This is a genomic window from Sphingomonas populi, assembly GCF_004208535.1.
Lineage (GTDB): Bacteria > Pseudomonadota > Alphaproteobacteria > Sphingomonadales > Sphingomonadaceae > Sphingomonas > Sphingomonas populi.
This window is the reverse complement of the sequence record NZ_SGIS01000015.1, coordinates 27,926-52,337: the sequence shown is the minus strand read 5'-3', so window position 1 is coordinate 52,337 and position 24,412 is coordinate 27,926. Positions and strand designations below refer to the sequence as shown.

The window sequence follows — 24,412 nt, the reverse complement described above, 5'->3', positions numbered from 1 at the left end:
CTCATGGGCAACGACATCACATCCGCACTTCGTCCCGCGCTCGTCATGACCCTGCTGTTCGCGCTGCTGCTGGGCATCGCCTATCCGCTCGCGCTGACCGGCATCGGCCAGACGATCTTCCCGAGCCAGGCCAATGGCAGCCTGATCTCGCAAGGCGGCAAGGTGATCGGCTCGACCGTGATCGGTCAGGCCTTCACCAGCGATCGCTATTTCAAGACACGTCCTTCGGCGGCGGGCAAAGGCTATGACGGCCTCGCCTCGTCCGGTTCGAACTACGGCCCGACCTCGCAGGCGCTTGTCGACCGCGTGCGTGCCGATGTCGCCGCCGCCAAGCCTTCCGCACCAGGGACCAAAGTCCCCGCCGATCTGGTGACGGCCTCTGCCTCGGGGCTTGATCCCGATCTCAGCCCCGAGGCGGCTTTGTATCAGGCACAGCGTATCGCTAAGGTACGCAACCTGCCGGTCGAAAAGGTGCGTGCGCTCGTGATGGATCATGTCGAACAACCGCTGCTCGGCGTGGTCGGTGAGCCGCATGTCAACGTCCTCGCGCTCAACCGCGCGCTTGATGGTGTCGCCCCTGATGGTGTTGGGCGCACGCGTTGACCGACACGACCGGCCGCCCCTCCCCCGATGCCCTGCTGCGCCAGGCGGCGCAGGAGGGTAAGGGGCGGCTGAAGATCTTCCTCGGGGCGGCGCCCGGCGTCGGCAAGACCTTCGAGATGCTGAGCGACGGGCGCAGCCGTATCAAGGCCGGCGTGGACGTCGTCATCGGCGTGGTCGAGACGCACGGGCGGGTCGAGACCGAACAACTGACGCGCGGCTATGAAATCGTACCGCGCCGTCCCGTCGCCCATGCCGGCGGGACGCTCCAGGAAATGGACCTCGACGCGATCCTCGCGCGCAGCCCCCGGCTCGTGCTGGTCGACGAGCTCGCCCATACCAATGCGCCGGGCAGCCGCCATCCCAAACGCTATCAGGATGTCGTCGAACTGCTCGATGCCGGGATCGACGTCTATTCGACGCTCAACATCCAGCATGTCGAGAGCCTCAACGATGTCGTCGCCTCCTTCACACGCGTGCGGGTGCGCGAGACGGTGCCCGACAGCATTCTCGAAAACGCCGAGATCGAGGTGGTCGATATCCCGCCCGACGAGCTGATCGAGCGGCTGAAGGATGGCAAGGTCTATCTGCCGCAGGAGGCGACGCGGGCGCTGTCGCACTTCTTCTCCAAATCGAACCTGTCGGCGCTTCGCGAACTGGCGCTGCGGCGTGCGGCGCAGGCGGTCGATGTGCAAATGCTCGAACATGTCCGCGCGCTCGGCGTCGGCGGCACCTGGGCGGGAAGCGAGCGGATCGTCGTCGCGGTCAGCGAGGTGCCCGGCGCCGAGGGGCTGGTGCGCGCCGCCAAGCGGATCGCCGACGCGCTGCACGCGCCCTGGACAGCCGTGCATGTCGAAACGCCGCGCACGCAGGGGTTCAGCGACGACGAACATCGTCAGATCGCCAAGGTGCTCAACCTCGCCACGCAGCTCGGCGCGGCCGCCGCGACGGTGCCGGCGGCTTCGGTGATCGAGGGGCTGAAGGCGTTTTCGGCGAACGCGCGCGCGACCCAGCTCGTCGTCGGCAAATCGGTACGCTCGCGCTGGTTCGAGCTTCGCCACGGCTCGGTGGTCGATCGGCTGGTGCGCGAGACGCCGGGCGTGGCGGTGCATGTCCTGCCGATCGAGGGCGCGACCGCACCCAAGCTGCGGCTTCGCCCCGGCCATTGGGGCAGCCGCGCCGGCTATGCGTGGACCGCGCTGATGGTCGGCGGCGTCACCGCCTTCGCCAACGGGCTGTTCCACATCCTCAACCTCGGCAACGTCGCCTTGCTGTATCTGCTGCCGGTGATGGCGGCGGCGAGCCTGTTCGGGCTGCGCACCGGGCTGTTCGCGGGGGTGCTGTCGTCGCTCGCCTATAATTTCTTCTTCCTGCCGCCGACGGGCACGCTGACGATCAACAACCCCGAGAACGTCATCTCGGTGCTGGTGCTGCTCGGCGTGGCGCTGGCGACCAGCCAGCTTACCTCGCGGGTGCGCGCGCAGGCCGATCTCGCCGCCGCCAGCGCGCGCGCCAATGCCGCGCTCGCCGGGTTCCTGCGCCAGCTTGGCGCGATCAACGATGCCGAAGCGCTGTCGCGCGCGATCTGCGAGGAGATCGGGCGGCTGTTCGATTTCCGCACGATGCTGCTCGTCCCCGCCCCGACCGGCACCGGCCTCGTCCTCCAAGCCGCCAATACCGAGGTGCGGCTGGAGACGATGGAACTCGCCGCCGCGCAATGGGCGCTCGACACCGGCACGCCGGCCGGGCGCGGATCGGACACGCTCGCCGCCTCCGAATGGCTGTTCCGGCCGATGCGCGCGGGCGAGCGGACGCTGGCGGTGCTGGGCATGGCGCGCGACGACAGCGCCGAACCGCTGCGCGCCGACCAACTGCCGCTGCTGACCGGGCTGATCGACCAGGCCGCGCTTTTGCTCGAACGGTTGCGGCTGGAGGCGGACATGCGCGACGTCGATCGCCTGCGCGAGCGCGACCGGCTGCGCGCGGCCCTGCTCTCCTCGGTGAGCCACGATCTGCGCACGCCGCTGACCGCGATGATCGCCGCCGCCGGCCAGCTCGATCAGGGCGCGACGCCCGAATTGATCGCCACGCTCCAGAGCGAATCGGCGCGGCTCAACCGCTTCGTCGCCAATCTGCTCGACATGGCGCGAGTCGAAGCGGGCGCGCTGACGCTGGCGCTCGAGCCGGTCGATCTGTCCGATGCCGTCGCCGGCGCGGCGCAGGACGCGCGGCGCGCGCTGGAGGGGCATGCGATCGTGCTCGAGGTGCCGCCCAATCTGCCGCTGGTGCGGGTCGATCCGCAATTGCTCCACCATTGCCTGCTCAACCTGCTCGACAATGCCGGCCGCTATGCCGATCCGGGTACGCCGGTGACGGTGCGCGGGGTGCATCGCCACGACACGCTGACGCTGTCGGTGCTCGATCAGGGGCCGGGCCTCCCGCCGGGGCGCGAGAGCGAGGTGTTCGAGACGTTCCGGCGGTTGCAGGGATCGGACCGCCAGATCGGCGGCACCGGGCTTGGCCTCGCCATCGTCAAGGCGTTCGCAGAGGCGATGGGCATGGCGGTGCGCGCCGGCAACCGCGAGGATGGCACCGGCGCAGACTTCCGGCTGATCTTCCCGAAAGCGCTGCTGGTCCGCGACAGCGACGGAGATTTGATCCTGTGAGCGACGCCACCATCCTCGTCGTCGATGACGAGCAATCGATCCGCCGGCTGCTGCGCAACACGCTCGAACGCGCCGGCTATACTGTGGTCGAGGCGGCGAATGGCGGCGAAGCGCTCAAGGCGGCGGAACGGCATGCGCCGACCGCGATCCTGCTCGATCTCGGCCTGCCTGACCGTGACGGGCTTTCGCTGGTGCCGTTGCTGCGCAAGATGGGTGAGGCGACGATCCTCGTCGTTTCGGCGCGTGACGAGACCGATCAGAAGGTCGCCGCGCTCGATCTCGGCGCCGACGACTATGTCACCAAGCCGTTCGATTCGGAGGAATTGCTCGCACGGCTGCGGGTGGCGTTGCGCCACACCGGCCATCGTCCGAAGCCGAAGACGCTGCGCGCTGGCGACGTCGAGATCGATTTCGAACACCGCCGCGTCCGCCGCGCGGGCGAAGAGGTGCATCTGACGCGCAAGGAATATGACGTGCTGGCGTGCCTCGCCGAAGCGCCGGGGCGCGTGGTGACGCACCAGCGCATCCTCGCGGCGGCGTGGCCGCTCGATCATGACCGCAAGATCGAGTATCTGCGCATCGTCATCCGCAATTTGCGACAGAAGATCGAAGCGGCCGATGCGATCGGTTCGGTGGTCGCGAACGAACTCGGCGTGGGATACCGGCTGCTGACGCCGGGGTGATTACATCGCCAGCGGCTTGTCGTAGCCGGTCAGTTCGAGATAGCCGCGCCCGCCCTGCGTCCGCACCGCGCCTTCCCAATAGACCGGCATGCCGCTGCGGCGGGTGTCGAGTTCCTGCGCGGCGAACAACGGTTGCAGGCGCCAGCGGTGGATGCCGTCGGCCAGCCGCACGCTGAGCTGCTGCGCGACCGGATAGGTCGCGCCGGTGGCGGGGCTGCGCCAGGTGGCGAGCGGGCGGAACGACACGTCGCCGGGGGCGAACACCGTCCGCATACCGTCGGCGCGGCGGAAGGCGCCACCCGCCCAGAGCGTGCCGCCCCCCTTGCGGCGGATGCGGAACGCCATCAGCGCGCTGCCGTCGTCGAAGTTGAGGCCAGTCCAGTCCCACCCCTGCGCTTGCGGCGCCAGATAGTCGGACGACCATTCGCGATCGAGCCACGCCTCGCCGGTCACCGGCTCGACCGCGTTGCCCCGCGTCACGCGGCCGCTGACGCGCAGATGCGGGATCGAGTAATAATAGCTCGCCTCTTCTGGGCGCGGACCCTTGCGGCTGTAGCCCCCCTGCCCTTGCGGCAGCGGCGGCTGGGGCGGGCTGAGCGCCAGCGTCAGCGCGAAACCATCGGCGTTGACCTCAGTCGCCCAGCGCCCGTCAGGAAGCCGCCGCATCCGCCAGTCGCGGATCGCGACATCGGCGTCCCCTGCTCGCGCCTGCGCCAACCCGAAGCCGGCGCGGGCGGCGCGCTCGCCGTGGAGCAGGCGGCCGGTCTTCGGGTCGGACAGAGCGGCGTGCGCGAACAACACCTGCGTTGGCGCGAAGTGGCTCGGGTTGCGCGGGTCGGTCTGCGGGCGGGTGCGGAAGAACGTCACCTGGAAGCCGAGATCGCCGCCGCGCGCGGTGCGCAGCCAGCCGGTGACATACCACCATTCGGTGCGGAACGCGGGATGCGCGCCGTGGTCTTGCGGAAAACGCAGCACGATGCCGGGCTGGACCACCGGATAGGGCGTCGCGGCCGGCGCGGCGGCGGCAAGCGCGAGGCCGAATATCCAGCGCAGCATCACCAATCCTCCCGAACCGATTGCACAGCCCCGCGCGCGGTCGCGCGACGACCGGCGAGGATCGCGGTCGCCGCCGCCGCGCCCGACAGCGCCGCCGCCACCGCCGCGAGCGTGCCGAGCGGAATTCGCGTGCTCATCGTGAAGTTGAACGACTGCGGGTTGATGACGTGGATCAACACTTGCGCCAGCACCAGCCCGAGCGCGATGCCGGCGAGCGCGCCGGTCAGCCCGACCAAAGCGCCTTCGGTCGCGAGCATCGCGGTGAGCTGGCGGCGGGTGAGACCGAGGTGGCGGAGCATGCCGAACTCGCGCTCGCGCGCCATCGTCTGCGCCGAGATGGTCGCGGCGACGCCGGCGAGACCGACGAGGATGGCAATCGCTTCGAGCAGATAGGTGACGGCGAAACTGCGATCGAACAACGTCAGCGCGAAGCGGCGCAGCGTGGCTGGCCGGGTGATCTCGACCTGATCGCGCAGATCCGCCGGCAGCCGCGCCTGTATCGCGGCGGTTACGGCTCCGGCATCGGCGCCGGGGCGCAGCATCGCCGCGAGTTCGTCGCGGCCGGTGTCGCCGGTGAGGCGCTGATAGTCCTGCGCATCGACCAGCACCGCGCCGGTCTGCCGCCCGTAATCGCGCCACACCCCCGCGACGGTGAAGCGCGCGCCGCCGCCAATCGGCAGGGTCAGACTGTCACCGGGGTTCCAGCCGTAGAGCCGTTGCGCCGGTTCCGACACCCAGACCGGACGCGCGCCGGGCGGGAGCGGCACGGCGGGCGCGATCAGGACGCGCAACGGATCACGCGTGCCTTGCTCGGGGCGGGCGATCAGCGTGATCGGCGGGCGATCGGGCGCGATCGTCAGCGGGAGTTGGCGGCTGAACGCGGCGCGGGCGACGCCGGGGGTCGCGGCGAGCCGGGCTTGCGCGGCGGGATCGAACACCGCGCCCGCGTTCGTGCGCAGATAGAGGTCGGCACCGAGTACCTGACCGAGCCAATCATCGACCGCGCCGCGAAAACTGGTGATCATCGTCGCCATCGCGATCATCAGCGCGGTCGAAGCGACGATGCCGCACAAAGCCGTCGCAGCGTCATTGGGCGCGCCGTGGAGGTGGCGGATCGCGAGCCGGCGCGGCACAGAGGCGCCGCTCCGCCGTGCGAGCGGGGTCAGCAGTACGCGCGCGAACCACGGCACCCCGGCCACACCGCCGGCGAGCAGCAGCGCCATGCCGGTGAAGCCGAACAGCGGCAGCCCGCCGACCGGCGGCAGCAAGGTCACCGCGCCGCCGACGACCAGCAACACCGCCGCCGGCCACCATGCGACACGCGCGCGCGGATCGAGCACGTCGCCGGCGTTCTTGAGCGCGGCGGCGGGTGCGGCGCGTGCCGCCAGCCGCGCGGGTATGGCACTGCCGAGCGCGGCGGCGGCGAGGCCGAGCGCGAAGAAGCCGAACGCCGCGCCGGGCTGGAAGGCGAGCCGCACCGTGCCGCCGCCGAAATAGCCTGCGCCGAGATCGCCACCGAACCAGTGCAGCGCCGCCCATGCCATCGCATAGCCCGCCGCGAGGCCAACGCCCGCGCCGACTACGCCGATCGCCAGCCCCTCAACCGCGACCGCCGCGACCACGCCGCCGCGCGGCATGCCGAGCGTGCGGAGCAGCGCGAAGGCGCGTTGGCGACGCGCCACCGACAGCGACTGCGCCGAATAAACGAGGAAGCCGCCGGTGAGCAGCGCGACCAAGGCGAGCATGTCGAGATTGACCCGGTAGGCGCGCGACAGAGCATCGCCCTGCGCGTTCTGCGCCTCGGCGGCGGAGAGGCTCGCATCTGGCAGGTTCGCGAGTGCGGCCTCGGCGGCGGCACGGTCCGAGACGGCGAGATCGATCCGGTCGAGCTTGCCGAGCCGCCCGAAGCGCCACTGCGCGGCGGCGATGTCGATCACCGCGAGCGACGCGGTATCGCCCGCGCCGGGCAGCGTGCCGGCGATCCGCAGCGGCACGCTTCGCCCGTTGGCGGTGACGGTTACGCGCGCGCCGATCCGCGTGCCCGCCTGCGCGAGCGCGGCGCGCGACAGGAACACGGCATCTTCAGCGAACATCGTGTCGTTGCCCCGTTCGGGCGCGATGCCGATCAGCGCTGGCGTGACGGCAGCGGCACGGATCACGTCGAGGCCGAGCAAAGTCAGCCGCGCGGTGCCGATGCGCGCATCGAGCTTCACCACCGGGCTGGCGTCGCGCACGCCGACGGCACGCGCCACGCGGGGGTAGAGGTGCTCATCGAAGCCGAGCGGGCTGGTCGCGCGCACTGACAACTCAGCGCCGCCGCCGACCCCGCGCACCGCGCCGTCGAACGAGGCAAGCGCCGAGCCGTTGATGAGATGGACCGCGAAGCCCAGCGCCACCCCCACCGCGATCGCCACCGCCGTCAGCAGGAAGCGGCCCGGATGGAAGCGCCACTCGCCGCCGATCAGCCAGCCAAGCGCGAGCCGGCCCGACCAAAGCCCCGGTTCAGCGGCCACGGCGCTCCACCAGCCCCTCGGCCGTCAGCGTCAACACGCGATCGGCTATGGCGGCGGTCGCATCGGAATGGGTGACGATCACGCCGGCCGCGCCACGCTCGCGCACCGCGCTGCCGAACAATGCCAGCACGCGCGCGGCGGTCTCGGGATCGAGGTTGCCGGTCGGTTCGTCGGCGAGGATCAGCGCGGGCGCGTGGACGAGCGCGCGGGCGATGGCGACACGCTGCAACTCGCCGCCCGAAAGATCGCGCGCATAGCCGCCGCCGCGCCCGCCGAGGCCGACCGCTTCCAGCATCGCCTCGGCGCGGGTTTGCGCGGCGCGCGCGTCGGAAGACACCAAAGCGAGCGGCAGCGCGACGTTCTGCGCGAGCGTGAGATACGGCAGGATGTGAAAGGCCTGGAACACGAAGCCGATCCGCTCGCGGCGCAGCCGCGTGCGCGCCGCCTCGTCGAGCGGACCGAGCGTGATGCCCTCGATCGCGACGGTGCCTTCGTCGGCGTCGTCGAGCCCGGCGAGGATGTTGAGCAAGGTCGATTTGCCCACGCCCGATTCGCCGAGGATCGCGACCAGTTCGCCGCCCTGCACCGCGAGATCGAGCCCCGCGAACAGCCGGCGCGGGCCGGGCACGCTCTTGCCGACGGCGCGCACATCAAGGCGCGGCAGAGTCATGCGCCGGCGCGCGCCTGAAACAGCCGTCCGCCTTCGATCCACAGGATCAGCGCCAGCGCGACGAGGCCGATACCGAGATAGCCGAGCGCCAGCGGCAGCGTGGTGCCGTCATAGGATTGCCCGATCACCGCCGCGACCGCGACCGCGCCGACGCTGGCGATGAAGCCCTGCACCGAAGACGCGGTGCCGGCGATATGACCGACTCGCTCCATCGCCATCGTGCCGAAATTCGATCCGCACAAGGCGATGCACGTCATGCTCAGCGCCTGGAAGACGATGTAGGTGGCCAGCGTCTCATGCCCGCTGGCGATGATAGCCAGATGGACCAGCGACAGCGCGATCAGCCCGAACACCGCGCTCTGCGAGATCATCCGCATGCCGAGCCGTTCGACGAGGCGACTGTTGGCAAAGGCCGCGCACCCCATCGAGAAAGCGCAGACCGCGAACAGGATCGTGAACTTGCCGCCGGCGTGGAATTCATCGACGAAGATCTGCTGCGACGACGAGACGAACGAAACGATCCCGCCGAAGGTGAGCGCGCTGCTTACCGCATAGCCGATCGAGAAACGGTCGGTCAGCGTCAGCCGGTAGGACTGGCGCAAGGCGGCCAGCGAAATCGGCACGCGGCGCGCCTGCGGCAACGTCTCGGCGAAGCGCGCCAGCGCCCAGACGAACACCACCAGCGTATAGGTGGCGAGCGCGTAGAAGATCAGCCGCCACGGCCCGAACGCGAGCACGGCGCTGCCCAAGGTGGGCGCGAGGATCGGGAAGACGAAAAAGATCATCTGCGCGACCGACAGGGTGCGCGCCATCGGCCGCCCGGAGAAGCGATCCCGCACGATCGCCACCGACAGCACGCGCGAGGCGGCCGACGTGAACCCCTGCAACACCCGCGCGCCGAGCAGTGCCGCGAACGACGCCGAATGCGCCGCGAACACCGCCGCTCCGACGAAACACAGGAGCGCCACCACCACCACGGGCTTGCGCCCGAACCGATCCGCCAGCGGGCCGTAGAAAATCTGCCCGATGCCGAAGCCGAAGATATAGGCGGTGACGATCCACTGCCGGTCGTTCGCGGTGACGATCGCGAGATCGCGCCCGATATCGGCGAGCGCTGGCAGCATCAGATCGACACCCAGCGCGTTCACCGCCATCAACGCGGCGATGAACGCGACGAACTCGAATTCGCTCATCGGATAGCGTGCGGTCGGCGCGGTCATACCGCTCCCTTTCGCGGCACCGACCGCACATTACAAGCAATTGCACCGCGATCCGGCTCAGCCTTTCGCCCATCCCGCAGCGGCGGCGGTCGCGAAATCGCGGTAGCTGCGCGGGGCGTGGCCGAGCAGATCAGTCAGCCGGGCGATGTCGGCGTCGCTCGCGACCGCGCCATCGGCCTGATAGCGGCGCATCATCAGCAGCATGTCATACACCAGCCAGGCGGGCGCGAACGTCTTGAGCGCTTGCTCGAGCTGAGTCAGATCGTCGCCGGCGTAATGGATCGGCCGGCCCAGCGCCGCGCTCCATAGCGAGGCCACCGAGTCACCGGTCAACGCGTCCGGTCCGGCCAGCGTATAGGTCTCCGGCGGCAGCGGTCCGCTCGCGCGTTCGCGACGCAGCAGTTCCTTCGCCGCCGCTTCGGCGATGTCGCGGACATCGATCATCGAGATGCCCTTGCCGCCGATCGGCATGGCGTACACCCCGCCGCCGAGCAGCGCGTCCTTCTGCTGCAGATCGTTCTGGATGAAATAGGCGGGGCGCAGGATCGTCACCGGCAAATCCTCGGCGGCGATCATGCGTTCGACCGTGACCTTGCTGGAGAAATGCGGCAGGTTGGCGAATGCCTCGCCGGGAAATACCGACAGATAGACGATACCCTTCACGCCGGCCCCCTTCACGCCGGCATCGCGCGCCGCGTTGAGCGCGAGCATCGCCTGAGTCAGCTCATCGGCCACATTGGGCGTGAGCAGGAACAACGTGCTCACGCCGTCGAGCGCGGCGTGCACGCTGTCGATGTCCGAGAGATCGCCCTTCACCGCCGTCACGCCGGCCGGGAACTGTGCCGTTTCGGGCGAACGGGTGAGCGCGCGAACGTCCGCGCCCTGTCCGTCGAGGGCGTTCAAAAGCTCGGTGCCGATCCGGCCCGTGCTGCCTGTCACCAAAATCGCCATCTCGTGTCTCCAACCGCGACCCGATGTCGCTGGAGGCAAGATAACTGTTCCGTTTTCTGAGGGCAGGCGGCATGATCGGGACGCAACGTATCACATATGGAACATGCGATGGACCTTCCCGCACTCGCCGATTTCAATCTGGTGGCGACACACGGCGGCTTCGGGCGCGCCAGCCGGAACAGCGGGCGATCCAAGGCCACCCTGTCGCGCAAGGTGTCCGAGCTGGAGGCGGCGCTCGGCGTGCGGCTGATCGATCGCGGTTCGCGAACCTTGCGGCTCACCGCCGAAGGCCGCGCACTGCATGAGCGCACGCGCGGACCGCTGGCGGAGATCGTCGAGGCGGAGCGCGCGGTCGCTGCGGGAGCGGCGGTGCCGACCGGCAAGCTGCGCGTGAGCGCGCCGACCGTGCTGGCGCATGTACTGTTGCCGGGGATCGCCGCCGCGTTCGTGCGCAGCTTCCCGCAAGTCGACCTCGAAATCGTCGCGGAGGATCGCAAGGTCGATCCGGTCGAGGAGGATTATGATCTGGTGATCCGGGTCGATCCCAGCCCAGACGAGCGGCTGGTCGGGCGGCGCATCCTCGAAGACGACCGCTTGCTGGTCGCCGCGCCGGGTGTCGCGGTCACGCTACAACTGGAAGGCGCCGAAGCGCTCGAACGCGTGCCGGCCGTCGGGCTGATCGCCACGCCGGCGGACATCGTCTGGCGCGTCGCCGGCGGGCTGATCGCGCCGCGCTTCGGACTACGCTTCTCGTCGTTCCTGATGGTGCGCGACGCGGTCATCGGCGGTGCGGGGATCGCGCTGGTGCCGAAGCTGCTGGTCGCCGGGGACGTGGCGACGGGCCGGCTCGTCTCGCACGGCGCGCATGAGGGCCGGTCGGTCGAAATCTGGGCGCTCCAGAACACGCGCCGGCTGTCGAGTTCGAAAGTGCGCGCGTTTCTGGAGGTGTTGACCACCGTCGCGCGGTAGTGCGGGGCCGCCCCGAAGGACGGCCCCGCCCGGCATCAGAACTTGCCGCTGAGCTGCACGCCGACGATGCGCGGATCGTTGAACACCGCTGCATTGTAGTTATCGAGCACGCCCTTGAGGTTCTTCTCGTTGGTGACATTGCGCGTGAACACGGCGATCTCATACGCCCCTTCCGGCGCGGTGTAGCCCGCCTTCAGGCCCGCTTCGAACGTCCCGTCCGTGGTGTATTCGACCGTCTTGTACGGCACGAGGCTGGTGTAGCCCTGCAACGTCACGTCGCCGCCGACGAACAGCTTGCCGCCGTTGCCGAGCGGGAAGTCGTAGCGCGCGTTGCCGTCGAGCTGATATTTCGGCGCGTTGGGCAGCGGGTTACCGTTGATCTGCGCGAGCGTCGCCGCCCCGACATTGATCATCGGGTTGAGCACCGTGCAGGTGACGACCCCGTTCAGCTTGCAAACCGGGGTGTAGACGCGCGTGTCGTTGATCTCGGTGTGGAGCACGCTCGCGCCGAGGCCCATCGTCAGGTTCGGCACCGGACGCCAGGTCAGCTCCGCTTCGCCGCCCCATGCCTGCGCCTGATCGGCGTTGAACAGCAGGCCGTTGTTGTTGGCGTCGTTGCCGTTCAACTGGATGTTCTTGACCTTGTAGTAGAAGCCGGTCGCGTTGAAGCGCAGCGTGTTGCCGAGCAGGTTCGACTTGAAGCCCGCCTCATACGAGGTGATCGTTTCCGAACCCGCCGTCACGAACGCCGAGCTGAACACGGCGTTGCGGCCCTGGATCGTCGGCCCACGGAAGCTGTGCGCGACGCGCGCGAACAGGCTGACGTCGTCGCTCGCCTGATAGCGGAGAGCGACGTCCCAGCTCGGCTGCGTGTCGGACAGGCGGACGAACGTCGGCGCGGTCGCCGGGAAGGTCGAGACGCCAGCCGCGTTGTGCGGCCCGATGACGAGGCGAGTCGATTTGGTGTCGTTGGTGACGCGCACGCCGCCCGTGATCGTCAGCTTGGGGACGATCTCATAGCTGGCCTGACCGAAGCCAGCGTAGGACGTGTTGGTGTTGCGCAGCAGGACGAAATTGTTCGGGTTGCGTGCCGCCTGCCCCGGCAGCAGGAAGAAGCCGCGCTGATCGAACTCGGTGTTGTCACGCGAGTAGAAATAGATGCCGCCGATCTGCCATTTGAAGCGGCCGGTGCTGTTGTTCGCCAGCCGGACTTCCTGCGTGAGCTGGTCGAGATCGCGCACCCGGCCCTGGCTCTCGCCGAAGAACAGGCCGCCGGGGAAGTTGGTGGCGACGCCGCCATCGGTGTCGCCACGGCTGTAGCCCGAGGTGGTCTCATAGGCGCTGATCGAGGTCAGCGTGACGCCGCCGAAATCGTTCTTCATGTTCAGCGAGGTGCCGTAGGTCTTGTACGCCTGTGGGTTGCCCGCGCCCTCGTCGAGCCCGACGAACGCGCGCGGCGTGTTGCTTACGTCGTTGCTGCCCTTGGGGATGCCGCCGCGATGGAAGATCGTCGACGTACCGCTGTAATCGCGCGCATGTGCCGAGAGCAGGCCGGTGAAGCCGGTGTCCGGCGGGGTCAGTTCGAGCTGGACGCGGATGTCCTTCTCGTCGAAGCCACCCAGCTTATCCTTGCCGCCGGTGGTGCCGTCTGCGCTGGTCGTGCCGGTGTAGGTGTTGGTGATCCAGTTATCGCGGTGCTGGTACAGGCCAGACACGCGGAAGCTCAGCACGTCCTTGACGATCGGCCCGCCGACGCCCGCGTCGAGCGTGACGGTGTTGTACGTGCCGTAGGACGCGGTCGCGCGGCCGGTGAACTCGTTGGTCGGCTTGTTGGTGTCGAACTTGATGATGCCGGCGGTGGTGTTGCGGCCGAACAGCGTGCCCTGCGGCCCGCGCAGCACTTCGATCTGGGCGACGTCATACACCGGGTTCGACTTGAGCACGACATGCTCGAGCACGACGTCGTCCTGGATGATCGACACAGGCTGGGACGCGCCGAGGTAGAAATCGATATTGCCGAGGCCGCGGATGTAGAAGCGCGGGAAGATCTTGCCGGTGGTCGTCTCGGCATAGAGGCCGGGGACGCGGTTGGCGAGTTCGAGCAACGTGTCGCTACCGCCGGCGGTATAGTCGCGCAGGTCGCTGCCCTGGAGCACGCCGACCGAGATCGGCACCTTCTGGAGATTCTCCGAACGCCGCTCGGCGGTCACGACGATGTCGCCCAAAGTGCCGTCGGTCGCTGCGGCGGTCGCGGTCGCTGGCGCGTCCTGCGCCGAGGCGGCAGTGGCGAACGACAGCGCGGCGGTGGCGCAGCCGACGAAGAGAAGCGAACGGATGGTAAAGTTGGACACGGGAACCCCCAAGGTAAAATGATCGACGCGATCGAAGCCGTTTGTCCGCACGCGCGCCACCGCGCGCCGGTTCATCAAGAACAGGCGTTCGATGGTGTTTGCGGCTGACCCTTGCATCGCGGCTAGGATCGGATTGTGTAGTTTTGATGACAGCGCTTTTGCTTTTGGAGAGACCTGCCGTTCGGCCAGCCAAACCCCGTAAACACTTGCTCTCCTTGCGGTCTTTTCATCAACGCGGCGCGCCCTTCGCGCAAAATCGCGCCATGCGCCAGCCCTACGCCCGCCTGCGTGGTGCGATTACGAAGCAGTGTGATATTCATCCCACACCGGCGGGCGCGCCTGTTAACCCGCCGCGATTTGGTGCAAGGCGCGGCGATGCAGTGCCCCCTACCCCGCGCGCGATGACCCCGACCGTCCTCAACATCACCCGCTCGATCCTCGGCCAGCCGTGGCGCTGGCGGATGCTGGCGGCGGACGCGCGCGACCCCGGTTTCGCGCCCGACGATCTCGTCACGCATCTGTTGCTCGCGCGCGGCTGCCCACGCGACGCGCTCGACGCGCACCGCTCCCCGAGCATCCGCGCCTTCATGCCCGATCCGTCGATCTTCCAGGACATGGACCGCGCCGCCGCGCGACTCGCCGATGCGGTGCAGGCCGGCGAGCAGGTGACGATCTTCGGCGATTACGACGTCGATGGCGCGACCTCCGCCGCGCTGATGATCCTGCTGCTGCGCGATCTCGGGCTGGAGGCGCGTGCCTATATCCCCGACCGGCTGATGGAGGGCTATGGCCCGTCGGGCGAGGCGCTGGTGCGGCTGGCGCAGGAAGGTGCCAGCTTGATCGTCACGGTCGATTGCGGCGCGCAGGCGTTCGAAGCGCTCGAGATGGCGCGCGTGGCCGGAGTCGATGTGATCGTGGTCGATCACCACAAATGCGCGACGGCGCTGCCGCATGCACATGCTTTGGTGAACCCCAACCGACTCGATGAGACCGAGGGCGCGGCGCACGGGCACCTCGCGGCGGTGGGCGTGGCGTTCCTGCTCGGCGCTGCGCTGGTGCGGACACTGCGCGCGCGGGGGTATTTTGCGGGCCGGGCCGAGCCACGATTGCTCGACCTGCTCGATCTGGTTGCGCTCGGCACCGTCGCGGATGTCGCGCAGTTGAAGGGCCTCAACCGCGCGTTCGTGGCGCAGGGCCTCAAGGTGATGGGGCAACGTCGTAACATCGGCCTCGGCGCCTTGGCGGACGCGGCGCGGATGAAGCGCGCGGCGGTGTGTTCCGATCTCGGCTTCGCGCTGGGGCCACGCATCAACGCCGGCGGGCGAGTCGGCAAATCCGATCTCGGCGTGCGGCTGCTGACGACGCGCGACCCCGCCGAGGCCGAGGCGATCGCCGCCGAGCTCGACCGCTTGAACGAGGACCGCCGCGCGATCGAGGCGCAGGTGCAGGAAGCGGCAGAGGAGATCGCGGTCCACAAGGGCAACCGCGCGGTGATGGTGGTCGCCGGGCGCGGCTGGCATCCCGGCGTGATCGGTATCGTCGCCGGGCGGCTCAAGGAAAAATACGGCCGGCCCGCGATCGTCATCGCGCTGGACGATGCGGGCGTCGGCAAGGGATCGGGCCGCTCGATCACCGGCGTCGATCTTGGTGCCGGCGTGCTGGCGGCGAAGGACAGCGGTCTTCTTGTGGCGGGCGGCGGCCATGCGATGGCGGCAGGGCTGACGATCGCGGAGGACCGGCTGGAGGCGTTCTCGGACTTTCTGGAGGAGCGACTCGAAGCGGCGGTGACCCGCTCGATCGGCGACCGCGCGTTGCTGGTCGATGCCCTGCTCGCGCCGGGTGGGGTGAACCCGGCGCTGGTCGAGTCGATGGAGGCCGGCGGCCCCTACGGCATGGGCTGGCCCGCACCACGCATCGCCGCCGGGCCGGTGCGGATCATCAAGGCCGATATCGTCGGCAACGGCCACGTTCGCGCGATCGCCAGCGGCGATGACGGCCGGCCGCTCAAGACCGTAGCGTTCCGCGCCGCCGATACATTGCTGGGCCAAGCGCTGCTGGGCGCACCACCGCACCGCAAGCTGTGGCTCGCCGGACGCGCCAAGATCGACGACTGGGGCGCCAGGCCAGCGGCGGAGTTGCACCTCGACGATGCCGCCTGGGCGGATTAGAGACTTGACCGAAGGCGCGTGTTTCCCTAGCAGCGCCCAACGCCCGCCCGGCAACAGGCATGGCCCCTTCGTCTAAGGGTTAGGACGCGGCCCTTTCACGGCTGAAATACGGGTTCGAATCCCGTAGGGGTCACCATCGTCAAGCGGAATGCGGCGAGATAGTACGGATTTCGGCGATCTGCTCAAAGTTGTTCCCACTTTCCGTCCCACACTTCTTTACGGCTTTGGTGGCATGATTTGGCATGCCGTGAGCGATCGGTTTCGATTCTTTGACGATCCCTTCGGGGGCTGAGCCCAATGAAATCTCACATCTAGGATCGTTGTGACGATCCGATGAAGCGGTTGGGACTGACCATCTATCCCCCCGGATGAAGAAGTCGCTCATGCCCCTTCACCGGCATAACCACAGGGTCTTTGCCGTTCGGTAAGCGCCATCCTATACCCCGGCAAAAAGGGGGCAGTTGCGTAATGTTGAATGATAAGGTCCGGCGGCTAGCGAATTTCACGTGGGGGATCGCGGACCTGTTGCGGCACGATTTCCGTCAAACCGATTATGGCCGCATCATTCTGCCGTTCACGATCCTGCGCCGCCTCGACCAACTGCTTGAGCCCACTCGTGCCGACGTGATCGCCGTGGCCAGCACGTTGCCCGATGGCATCGACGGGGCGACAAAGGATATGATCCTGTTCGATGCCGCGGGCGCAAAGGTCTACAACACGACTGAGTTGTCGTTTGCCCGCATCAAGGGCCAGAACCCCGGCGATCTTCATCGCAACCTCGTCAGCTACGTCATGGGTTTCTCTGCGGGGGTGAAGGACATATTCGTCGACAAGTTCCTGTTCACGGAGTCACTGAAGCGGCTTAGCGATGCCGAAATCCTCTGGCACGTCTTCGAGGAATTCACGAAGCTCGACGTATCTCCGACCGACGTATCGAACCTTGAGATGGGCTATGTCTTCGAGGAGCTGATCCGCCGCTTTTCCGAGCAGTCAAATGAGACGGCGGGCGAGCATTTTACCCCCCGTGAGGTCATCCACCTCATCGTCGAACTTCTGCTGGCCAACGACAAGGCGCTGACCGGCCGTGGCGTCATCCGTACGGTGTATGATCCGGCATGCGGGACGGGCGGCATCCTGTCCATCTGCGAAGCCGAGATCAAGGAGTTGAACGAAAGCGTCCGCGTCGAACTCTACGGACAGGAGATCAATCCCGAATCCTACGCCATCTGCCGCTCGGACATGCTCATCACAGGGCATGACCCTGAGCAGATCGCATTCGGCAACACGCTGACGCAGGATGCCCACAAGAACGGTAAGTTCCATTATTTGGTATCCAATCCGCCCTATGGTGTGGATTGGAAAAAATACGCCGATCCCATCAAGGTGGAAGCCAGGGATCTGGGGCACGAGGGCCGGTTTGGCGCCGGGCTGCCACGGATATCGGATGGCCAGCTGCTGTTTCTGCAGCACATGATCGGCAAAATGCGTGACGACGAGCTGGGGTCGCAGATCGGTATAGTCATGAACGGCTCCCCCTTGTTCACGGGCGGCGCAGGCTCGGGGGAAAGCGAAATCCGGCGCTGGCTGTTCGAGCAGGATCTGGTCGCGGCGATCATCGCGCTCCCGACCGACCTATTCTACAACACGGGCATCCAGACCTACGCCTGGATCCTGACCAACCGCAAGGAGAAGCGCCGACAGGGTAAGGTCCAGCTAATTGACGCATCGGCCGATCGTTTCTGGCGCAGCATGCGGAAAAACCTTGGATCGAAGCGCCGCGAGATCCACGAGGCTGCGCGGGAAGAGATCGTCCGAATGTTCGACGGCATGCTGAACGGCTCCGTCGGATGGGGCGAATACTCGAAGATCTTCGATACCGCTGACTTCGGCTACCGCGAGATCAGGGTCGAGCGCCCCCTCCGTCTCGTGTTTCAGGTGACGCCAGAGGGCATCGCCGCACTCTGCCGCGACAAGGCCCTATTAAAGCTCGACACGGAGACGCGAGAAGCCCTGATCGACTGCGTCGAAAGCCGCCTGCCGACCAGCCGGATCAACGATCGCCCCGCGTTTGAGAACGCACTGGCCAAGGCGCTGAAAGGCGCCGGAATTAAGATCGGCGGTCCCGTTAAGAAGGCAATCCTCGCGGCGCTGTCCGCGCGCGACGAACAGGCCACCGTCTGTCTCGACGATCAAGGTGCCCCGGAGGCCGATCTAGAGCTAAGGGACTACGAGCTCGTTCCGCTGAAGGAGCACTGGGTCGAATTCTTCGGCCGCGAGGTCACCCCGTATGCCGACGATGCCTGGGTTGATCAGAGCTATCGCGACCACGCGGACAAGGGGGTTGGTCGCGTGGGCTACGAGATCAACTTTAACCGCTACTTCTATCGCTACAAGGCACCTCGGCCCCTTGAGGAACTGTCGGCAGAACTGAAGACGATCGAAGCCAGCATAGCGGCCCTCCTACAGGATGTCGCCTCGTGACCCCGTCAGACATGTTGCCGCCGCCCCCGTCGCATACGGCCGCCAGTCCAATAGGCGTTCTGCCCCATGGCTGGCGGCAGCGCCGAGCTGGTCTCCTGTTCCAACAGGTGTCGGAGCGCAACAATGACGATCTACCGGTGCTCTCGGTATCCATCCACAGCGGCATATCGCAGCACGAACTGTCGGCGGAGGAGCGCGACCGGAAGACCGTCCTGATCGAGGACCGCTCCGCCTACAAGAGGGTGCGTCCCGGATACCTAGCATACAACATGATGCGCGCGTGGCAGGGCGCCGTAGGCGTTTCGACGGTGGATGGCGCCGTGAGCCCCGCCTACGTGGTCGCGAAACCAACGGGCGAAATCCACAGCGCGTATTATCAGTACCTTCTGCGGACGCCGATCTACATCGGGGAGATGCACCGCGGATCGAAGGGCATCGCCGACTTTCGGAAGCGCCTCTACTGGGAGCAGTTCAGGCAGATCGTCCTACCCGTCCCGCCGATAGATGAACAACGCGAGATTGCCGCCTTCCTCGATCGGGAGACAGGCAAGATTGATCTGCTGATTGAGAAGAAGGAGCAGTTCCTACGCTGCTCGGCCGCGCGTATTGAGGCGCTGGTGGACAGGGCCATCTCCGATAGCGACGTCCCGCGTGTTCGCTTCGAACACGTCACCCGTCGAATCCACCGGCCCGCGACACTGTCGGAGCACACCAACCTAGTGCGCTTGGGCCTCTACAACCGAGGGCGGGGAATATTTAAGAAGCCCGCCACCGACGAGGAAGGCATGGGCGACTCCGACTTCTTCTTCGTCAAGGAAGACGACCTCATCATCAGCGGACAGTTCGCATGGGAGGGCGCGGTGGCTCTCGCCAGCTCAGATGAGGAAGGATGCGTGGTCTCCCACCGCTACCCGATTTACCGGGGTGAGAACGGCGTGAAGTCTGCGTATCTGACAGGACTTCTGCGAACGAACTTCGGCGACTTCCTGCTCAACGAGGCGTCGCGCGGATCTGCTGGACGAAACCGTCCGCTTAACACCGGCCGCCTCGCGAAGGAGAAAATCCCGGTTCCGGGCATGAAGCTCCAGGAAGCCATAGAGCAGGCTATAAAGCTGGAGAAGAGGATGAAGGCCGTCACACAGGCATCCATCGCTCTTCTACAGGAACACCGCGCTGCCTTGGTGACGGCCGCAGTGATGGGCCTCACCGACATAGCCAACACGACGGCACGGAAGATCGGCGAATGACCAAAGCCCACACTCCTCAAGGTGTCCATCACGAGTCGGTCCTTGAGCAGCACATGTGCACCGAACTCACGACTCAGCAGGGATACCGTTTGCGGACCAGCGCGGACTACGACCGCGACCTGGCGGTCGATAGGGAACTGGTCGTCGAATTTGTCCGCACCACCCAACCGCAGGAATGGGCGAAACTGGAGAGTCAGTACTCCGCCTCTGCGGAGTCGGAGTTCTTCAAGCAACTCGACGCCAACCTGAAGAACGTCGGCACCCTGGGGGTCCTTCGGCATGGCATCAAGATCGTGCCCGGCATAAAGCTGCGCCTTTGCGCCTTCAAGCCAGCGTCAAGCGTCAACCCGGGGCTAACGGCCTTGTATGACGCGAACATCCTCTCGCTCGCTAGGCAAGTGCGCTACAGCCGGCGGAACGATAACGAGATAGACATCGTCACGTTCATCAACGGCATCCCGATCGCCACGTTCGAGCTCAAGAACGAACTCACTGCCACGACGTTCAAGCATGCCGAGAAGCAGTATCAGAGGCATCGCGCGCCCGCGAACGAGCCGCTGCTGACCTTCAAGCGCGGTGCGCTGGTCCATTTCGCCATGGACGAGTCCAACATCTCCATGACCACTCGCCTTATGAATGGGAAGACGAAGTTCCTGCCGTTCAACCGCGGCACTGACGAAGGCGGCGCCGGCAACCGGGACATCCCCGGTGATTTCCGCACCGCCTATATTTGGGCGGACCAGCCGGACGGCCTCGCCGTCCTGTCCAAAGACGTGACGCTCGATATCATTGGCGGCTTCATGCACCTGCTTGTTGAGGAAAAACCTGGCAAGAACAACGTCCCGGAACGGCGCGAGACGATGATATTCCCGCGCTTCCATCAGCTTCACGCCGTGCGCAAGGTGATGGCCGACGCACGTACCCTTGGTACCGGACAGAACTATTTGATCCAGCACTCGGCCGGATCAGGAAAGTCCAACACGATCGCGTGGACGGCACATCACGCCATCACTCTGCACAGTGCCGACGACAGGCCGATCTTCGACACCGCCATCATCGTCACCGACCGGATCGTGCTGGATCGTCAGCTGCAGCGCACCGTTGCCCAGTTCGCCCAAACTGCGGGCATCGTGAAGACGATTGACGGCACGTCGAAGCAGTTGAAGGCAGCGCTCGCGTCTGGCGCGCGCATCGTAGTGACCACGATCCAGAAGTTCTCAACCGAGCACCTGACGACCCTCTCCGGCATGGCGGACAAGCGCTTCGCCATCATTGTGGACGAAGCCCACGGAAGCCAGTCCGGCAAGAGCGCGCAGGCGATGACCGAAGCGCTGTCTCGCGAGGATGCCGACGACGATCGCACGATCGAGGACATTGTCGCTGACTATCAGGCCGCGCGGGGCCCCCAACCGAACATCAGCTTCTTCGCCTTCACGGCGACGCCGCGTAACGTGACACTGGAGCGTTTCGGCCGCAAGGGGATGGATGGGCTACCACACCCGTTCGATCTCTATTCCATGCGGCAGGCGATCGAGGAGGGCTTCATCCTCGACGTTCTGCAGAACTACATGACCTACAAGGCCTACTACCAGCTCGAGAAAACGATAGAGGATGATCCCGAACTGAACAGCCTGCAGGCGCGCCGTCGTGTAGCCCGCTTCGCTTCAATGCATCCCGCCGCGATCGGTCAGAAAGTCGAAGTGATGGTCGAGCATTTCCGACGGCATGTTCGGGACGGACTCGACAGCCAGGCCAAGGCCATGGTGGTGACGCAGAGCCGTGAACATGCGCTGCGCTATTATCAGGGGATCAAGACCTATATCGCCGACGCCGGCTATGGCGACATGCGTGCCTTGGTCGCCTTCTCGGGTGAGCTGAAGGTTGACGGAAACATCTACACCGAAGCCGAGGTCAACGGCTTCGCGGAAACTGAGCTGCCGTCAAAGTTCGACAGCTCAGATTACCAGGTGCTGATTGTCGCTGAGAAGTATCAGACCGGGTTCGACCAGCCAAAGCTCAGTGCGATGTATGTCGATCGGAAGCTCGCCGGGTTGCAGGCGGTTCAGACGCTGTCGCGGCTAAACCGGACATTTCCTGGGAAGGACCACACCTACATCCTCGACTTCCAGAACACGGTCGAGGACATCCAGAACGCATTCCGGCCATTTTTCGAGGTGACCGCGCTGGAGGCTAACTCGGATCCGAACCAGATCTACACCCTGGAGCGCCGGCTAAAGCAGTTCGGCATCCTCGACGACGGCGAGGTGCAGCGGTTCGCTGAAACCTTCTACAAGGGCGATCTGAGCGGCCATGACCGTGCGCGCCTCGAAGGCTTGGTACGCCAAGCGGTAGCTCGCTTCGAAGGCGACGACGAGGACCGTCAGGAAGAATTCCGTCAGCTCCTGCGTAGCTATATGCGCTTCTACAGCTTCTTGAGCCAAATCATGATGCTCGGCGATACAGACCTCGAAAAGCTGTATGCCTATACGTCGTGGTTGATCCGCCTACTACCCGATCGCGAGATACCGGGCGACATTGAAGTCACCGATGAAATGCTTCGCCTTCAGGCCTTCCGCGTGGAACAGAAGGAAAAGGGGTCGGCCTCGCTATCGGCCGGCGACCACGACGCACTGTCGCCGATCAGCGAGTTCGCAGCGAAGCCGTACAGCGAGGAAGAACACAAGGCGCTGTCCGAAATCATCACGAACTTCAATGAGAAGCATGGTGCGCAATTTTCGATCGACGATTTCATCCGCTTCGAGGGTGTAAATCGCGAGATCCTCGACGAAAATATGATCGAGATGCTCAAGAATAACTCCGATGACGTGGTCTATCGCGCCTTCCGAGACGTGTTCTTCCGGGGCGCCATTCGGGCGTTCCAGCGGGATAACGAAATGAAGAGCGCCATGATGACCGACCCGGACGCGCGGGAGGAGATCACAAAGCATTTCTTCCGCCGCGCGCAGCGCCAAGTGCGGGAGACCAAAGCGGCTTAATGATCGTGCCCGACTTAGCCCGCTCGCAGCACAGGATCGTCTTGCCGGTCATCCTGCACCAAAAGGTTCAGATTCAGGCCCGAAATGAAGCGCACGGTGCCGAGCCATGTAGGTGGGCCAGTTTGCCGGCATACGTAAGCCCACGACCACTTGCCTACATCCCGATTTCGAGCCCCCTACCCCGACCACGACCAACGATATCGGCAAGGCTCTCGCCCATGCTGCGTCCCGACACCTCCGGCAAACCGAACTCCGCCTTCTTCCGCAACCTCCCGGTCGCGGTCGAGGACCGCGTCGGGCCGAGGCTGCTCGAGGAGGCAGCGCGAAGCGCCGAGGCAGGCCTCGCCTACAATGAGGCCGTCGTCGCTCCCACCGCGCCTTCATCGAAGCGATGGAGCGGGAGTGCCTACGCGGCGGCGCGGGCGAGGCCCCGAAGCCTCTCGAGAACGTCGGCGGCCGCCAGGGCGTTCCCCACGGCGGTTCCAACCGGCTCCATGACAGCGTCGAAGTCGTCGGTCTCGAACGCCCGGGCCAGCTGCTCCCGATCCAGCACGACCGGCAGGTAGAGCCGGCGGTCGTCGTCGTCGTCCACCGAAAAGCCCAGGCCCCGAAGCTCCGCCACGATCCGGTCGTTCGACTTGACGAGTTTCTTCCATGCTCCCGCACCGAGGATGCGCTGACAGAGCCAGAACGCCATGGTTGCCCTATTGGGGCCGCTGGCGACGAACGTCGCCAGCCAGCTGTTCTCGCCGTCATTGTCGCCCGAGGTCCGCTCGTCGAGGCCGAGGAAGAAGTCCGCCTTGGGCTTGCGCTGGTCGGGCATCAGCCAGGCGGGGTCAGCGATCCAGACGTCCTCGTCCTTGATGTCGGCAACCGATGTCCAGTCGCGCGCCTCGCATGCAGCCTGCATCACGCGAGACGCCACCTCCCATATCCGGGGGCCGATGCGCTCTTGAGCGTGCTTCATCGCGGCCTCTATGTCTGCGATGTTGCGTATGACGAGTGCATCGAGCGACCTGCTATCGGACATCGGCTGTTCCTCAGAATGATCGGACGTGGTGCGCGAAGTGCGCGATGAGATGGTGGGCGAACCCGTATTCGGAGCGGCGCTTGGGGAGCGCAGCGGCGGCGGCCGACCTGACCATTGACCAGCCGGCCGGAATCACGTCGTCGCGGGACGGCGGGAAGGGAGCCAGGAGGATCACCCGAGGGTCCTTGCCGAGCTGCTGCGCGCAACGGTCGATCGCCTCGACGTAGCGCCTGAGTTGCTCCTTGCCCTCCTTCGCGTCGATCTTGATCTCGATGCCGATGAGGTGCCGGGCGGTCTCGACGATGAGGTCGACGCGATCCGACCCGTCCACGCCTGGGCAGTTCTCGACCCGCATTCGGTAGCCGAGCGCGAGCTCGTTCCGGTCAGGCAGGCCGAGTCCCAGTCGCCCCTGGCACCGGTCGAGGAACCCGCCCAGGAATTCCGGACCCGCGTCGCCGACCTCGGCGGACGACCACAGCGCCACGAGGATGGCGGCATTGCGGACCTCGCGGCGCCTGGCCCCGGAGACGGTCCACGGGTTTATCGCCTCGCCGGCATCCCTCCGTTCCGCAAGCACCGCCGACAGTGCCGGAAGCAACCGTCCGAGCTGCTCCGCATCGAGAGGCGTGCCAGCGCATACCCGGAGAAGGGGCGCAAGCGTCTCCAACAGCAGGGACAGCCGGCGGCGGAGCGTGTTCCCCTCCGCATGCTCCCGCCATTGCGTCAGCAGCGACAGCAGCCGCTCCGACAGGCGCTCGACGCCGGACGGCAACGCGCCCGCCTCCAGCCCGGCGCGAGCGTTAGGGACCGA

The 24,412-nt window shown here is 66.3% G+C and carries 16 protein-coding genes and 1 tRNA gene; 9 read left to right on the top strand and 8 right to left on the bottom strand.

What is annotated here, in order from left to right; genetic code table 11:
* The first annotated feature begins 3 nt into the window (after positions 1-3).
* Genes kdpC through EWE75_RS11340 form a run of 3 tightly spaced genes read left to right on the top strand, consistent with a single transcriptional unit; the run spans position 4 to position 3,949 of the window.
* Positions 4-603: a potassium-transporting ATPase subunit KdpC gene (kdpC, locus tag EWE75_RS11350; protein ID WP_130157482.1), complete on the top strand. Its 600-nt coding sequence runs from the start codon at positions 4-6 to the stop codon at positions 601-603.
* Complete coding sequence (locus EWE75_RS11345) at positions 600-3,266, top strand: sensor histidine kinase (protein WP_130157480.1); 2,667 nt, start codon at positions 600-602, stop codon at positions 3,264-3,266. The genes kdpC and EWE75_RS11345 overlap by 4 nt, the downstream gene beginning before the upstream one ends.
* Positions 3,263-3,949: a response regulator transcription factor gene (locus EWE75_RS11340; protein ID WP_130157478.1), complete on the top strand. Its 687-nt coding sequence runs from the start codon at positions 3,263-3,265 to the stop codon at positions 3,947-3,949. The genes EWE75_RS11345 and EWE75_RS11340 overlap by 4 nt, the downstream gene beginning before the upstream one ends.
* On the opposite strand, the gene EWE75_RS11335 is transcribed toward EWE75_RS11340, so the two are convergent.
* The 5 genes from EWE75_RS11335 to EWE75_RS11315 form a co-directional block, all read right to left on the bottom strand.
* Positions 3,950-5,005: a lipocalin-like domain-containing protein gene (locus tag EWE75_RS11335; protein WP_130157476.1), complete on the bottom strand. Its 1,056-nt coding sequence runs from the start codon at positions 5,003-5,005 to the stop codon at positions 3,950-3,952.
* Positions 5,005-7,518 carry an ABC transporter permease gene (locus EWE75_RS11330; RefSeq protein WP_130157474.1) on the bottom strand — a complete coding sequence of 838 codons (2,514 nt, stop codon included), beginning with the start codon at positions 7,516-7,518 and terminating at the stop codon, positions 5,005-5,007. Before EWE75_RS11330 ends, EWE75_RS11335 begins: the two co-directional genes overlap by 1 nt.
* A complete protein-coding gene (locus EWE75_RS11325; RefSeq protein WP_130157472.1) occupies positions 7,508-8,188 on the bottom strand; it encodes an ABC transporter ATP-binding protein in 681 nt (226 codons plus the stop codon). The genes EWE75_RS11330 and EWE75_RS11325 overlap by 11 nt, the downstream gene beginning before the upstream one ends.
* Positions 8,185-9,381, bottom strand: coding sequence for a multidrug effflux MFS transporter (locus EWE75_RS11320; RefSeq protein WP_130157586.1), 1,197 nt, complete (start codon positions 9,379-9,381; stop codon positions 8,185-8,187). The genes EWE75_RS11325 and EWE75_RS11320 overlap by 4 nt, the downstream gene beginning before the upstream one ends.
* Positions 9,382-9,465: 84 nt before the next feature.
* Entirely contained in the window at positions 9,466-10,347 is an 882-nt protein-coding gene (locus EWE75_RS11315; RefSeq protein ID WP_231708315.1) for an SDR family oxidoreductase, read from the bottom strand.
* 120 nt (positions 10,348-10,467) lie between these two features.
* On the opposite strand from EWE75_RS11315, the gene EWE75_RS11310 reads away from it, so the two are divergent.
* Positions 10,468-11,328, top strand: coding sequence for a LysR family transcriptional regulator (locus EWE75_RS11310; RefSeq protein WP_130157468.1), 861 nt, complete (start codon positions 10,468-10,470; stop codon positions 11,326-11,328).
* Positions 11,329-11,363: 35 nt separating this feature from the next.
* Here EWE75_RS11310 and EWE75_RS11305 read toward each other — a convergent pair whose 3' ends face one another.
* On the bottom strand, positions 11,364-13,679 hold the full coding sequence (locus tag EWE75_RS11305) for a TonB-dependent receptor (RefSeq protein ID WP_231708314.1): 2,316 nt from the start codon (positions 13,677-13,679) through the stop codon (positions 11,364-11,366).
* A gap of 401 nt (positions 13,680-14,080) precedes the next feature.
* Between EWE75_RS11305 and recJ the strand changes: the two genes are divergently transcribed.
* The 5 genes from recJ to EWE75_RS11280 all read left to right on the top strand — a co-directional run bounded on the left by recJ (position 14,081) and on the right by EWE75_RS11280 (position 22,571).
* Entirely contained in the window at positions 14,081-15,847 is a 1,767-nt protein-coding gene (gene recJ / locus EWE75_RS11300) for a single-stranded-DNA-specific exonuclease RecJ (RefSeq protein ID WP_130157583.1), read from the top strand.
* 61 nt (positions 15,848-15,908) lie between these two features.
* Positions 15,909-15,983 (top strand) — tRNA-Glu (locus tag EWE75_RS11295).
* Between the two features lie 332 nt (positions 15,984-16,315).
* Positions 16,316-18,328 carry a type I restriction-modification system subunit M gene (locus EWE75_RS11290; protein WP_130157464.1) on the top strand — a complete coding sequence of 671 codons (2,013 nt, stop codon included), beginning with the start codon at positions 16,316-16,318 and terminating at the stop codon, positions 18,326-18,328.
* A 137-nt stretch (positions 18,329-18,465) separates the two neighbouring features.
* Positions 18,466-19,575 (top strand): restriction endonuclease subunit S, encoded by a 1,110-nt coding sequence (locus EWE75_RS11285; protein ID WP_165388353.1) that lies wholly within the window; start codon positions 18,466-18,468, stop codon positions 19,573-19,575.
* Complete coding sequence (locus EWE75_RS11280) at positions 19,572-22,571, top strand: type I restriction endonuclease subunit R (protein ID WP_130157460.1); 3,000 nt, start codon at positions 19,572-19,574, stop codon at positions 22,569-22,571. Before EWE75_RS11285 ends, EWE75_RS11280 begins: the two co-directional genes overlap by 4 nt.
* Before the next feature lie 406 nt (positions 22,572-22,977).
* On the opposite strand, the gene EWE75_RS11275 is transcribed toward EWE75_RS11280, so the two are convergent.
* Complete coding sequence (locus tag EWE75_RS11275) at positions 22,978-23,601, bottom strand: hypothetical protein (RefSeq protein ID WP_130157458.1); 624 nt, start codon at positions 23,599-23,601, stop codon at positions 22,978-22,980.
* A gap of 10 nt (positions 23,602-23,611) precedes the next feature.
* On the bottom strand, positions 23,612-24,373 hold the full coding sequence (locus tag EWE75_RS11270) for a PD-(D/E)XK nuclease family protein (protein WP_165388352.1): 762 nt from the start codon (positions 24,371-24,373) through the stop codon (positions 23,612-23,614).
* Positions 24,374-24,412: the final 39 nt, after the last annotated feature.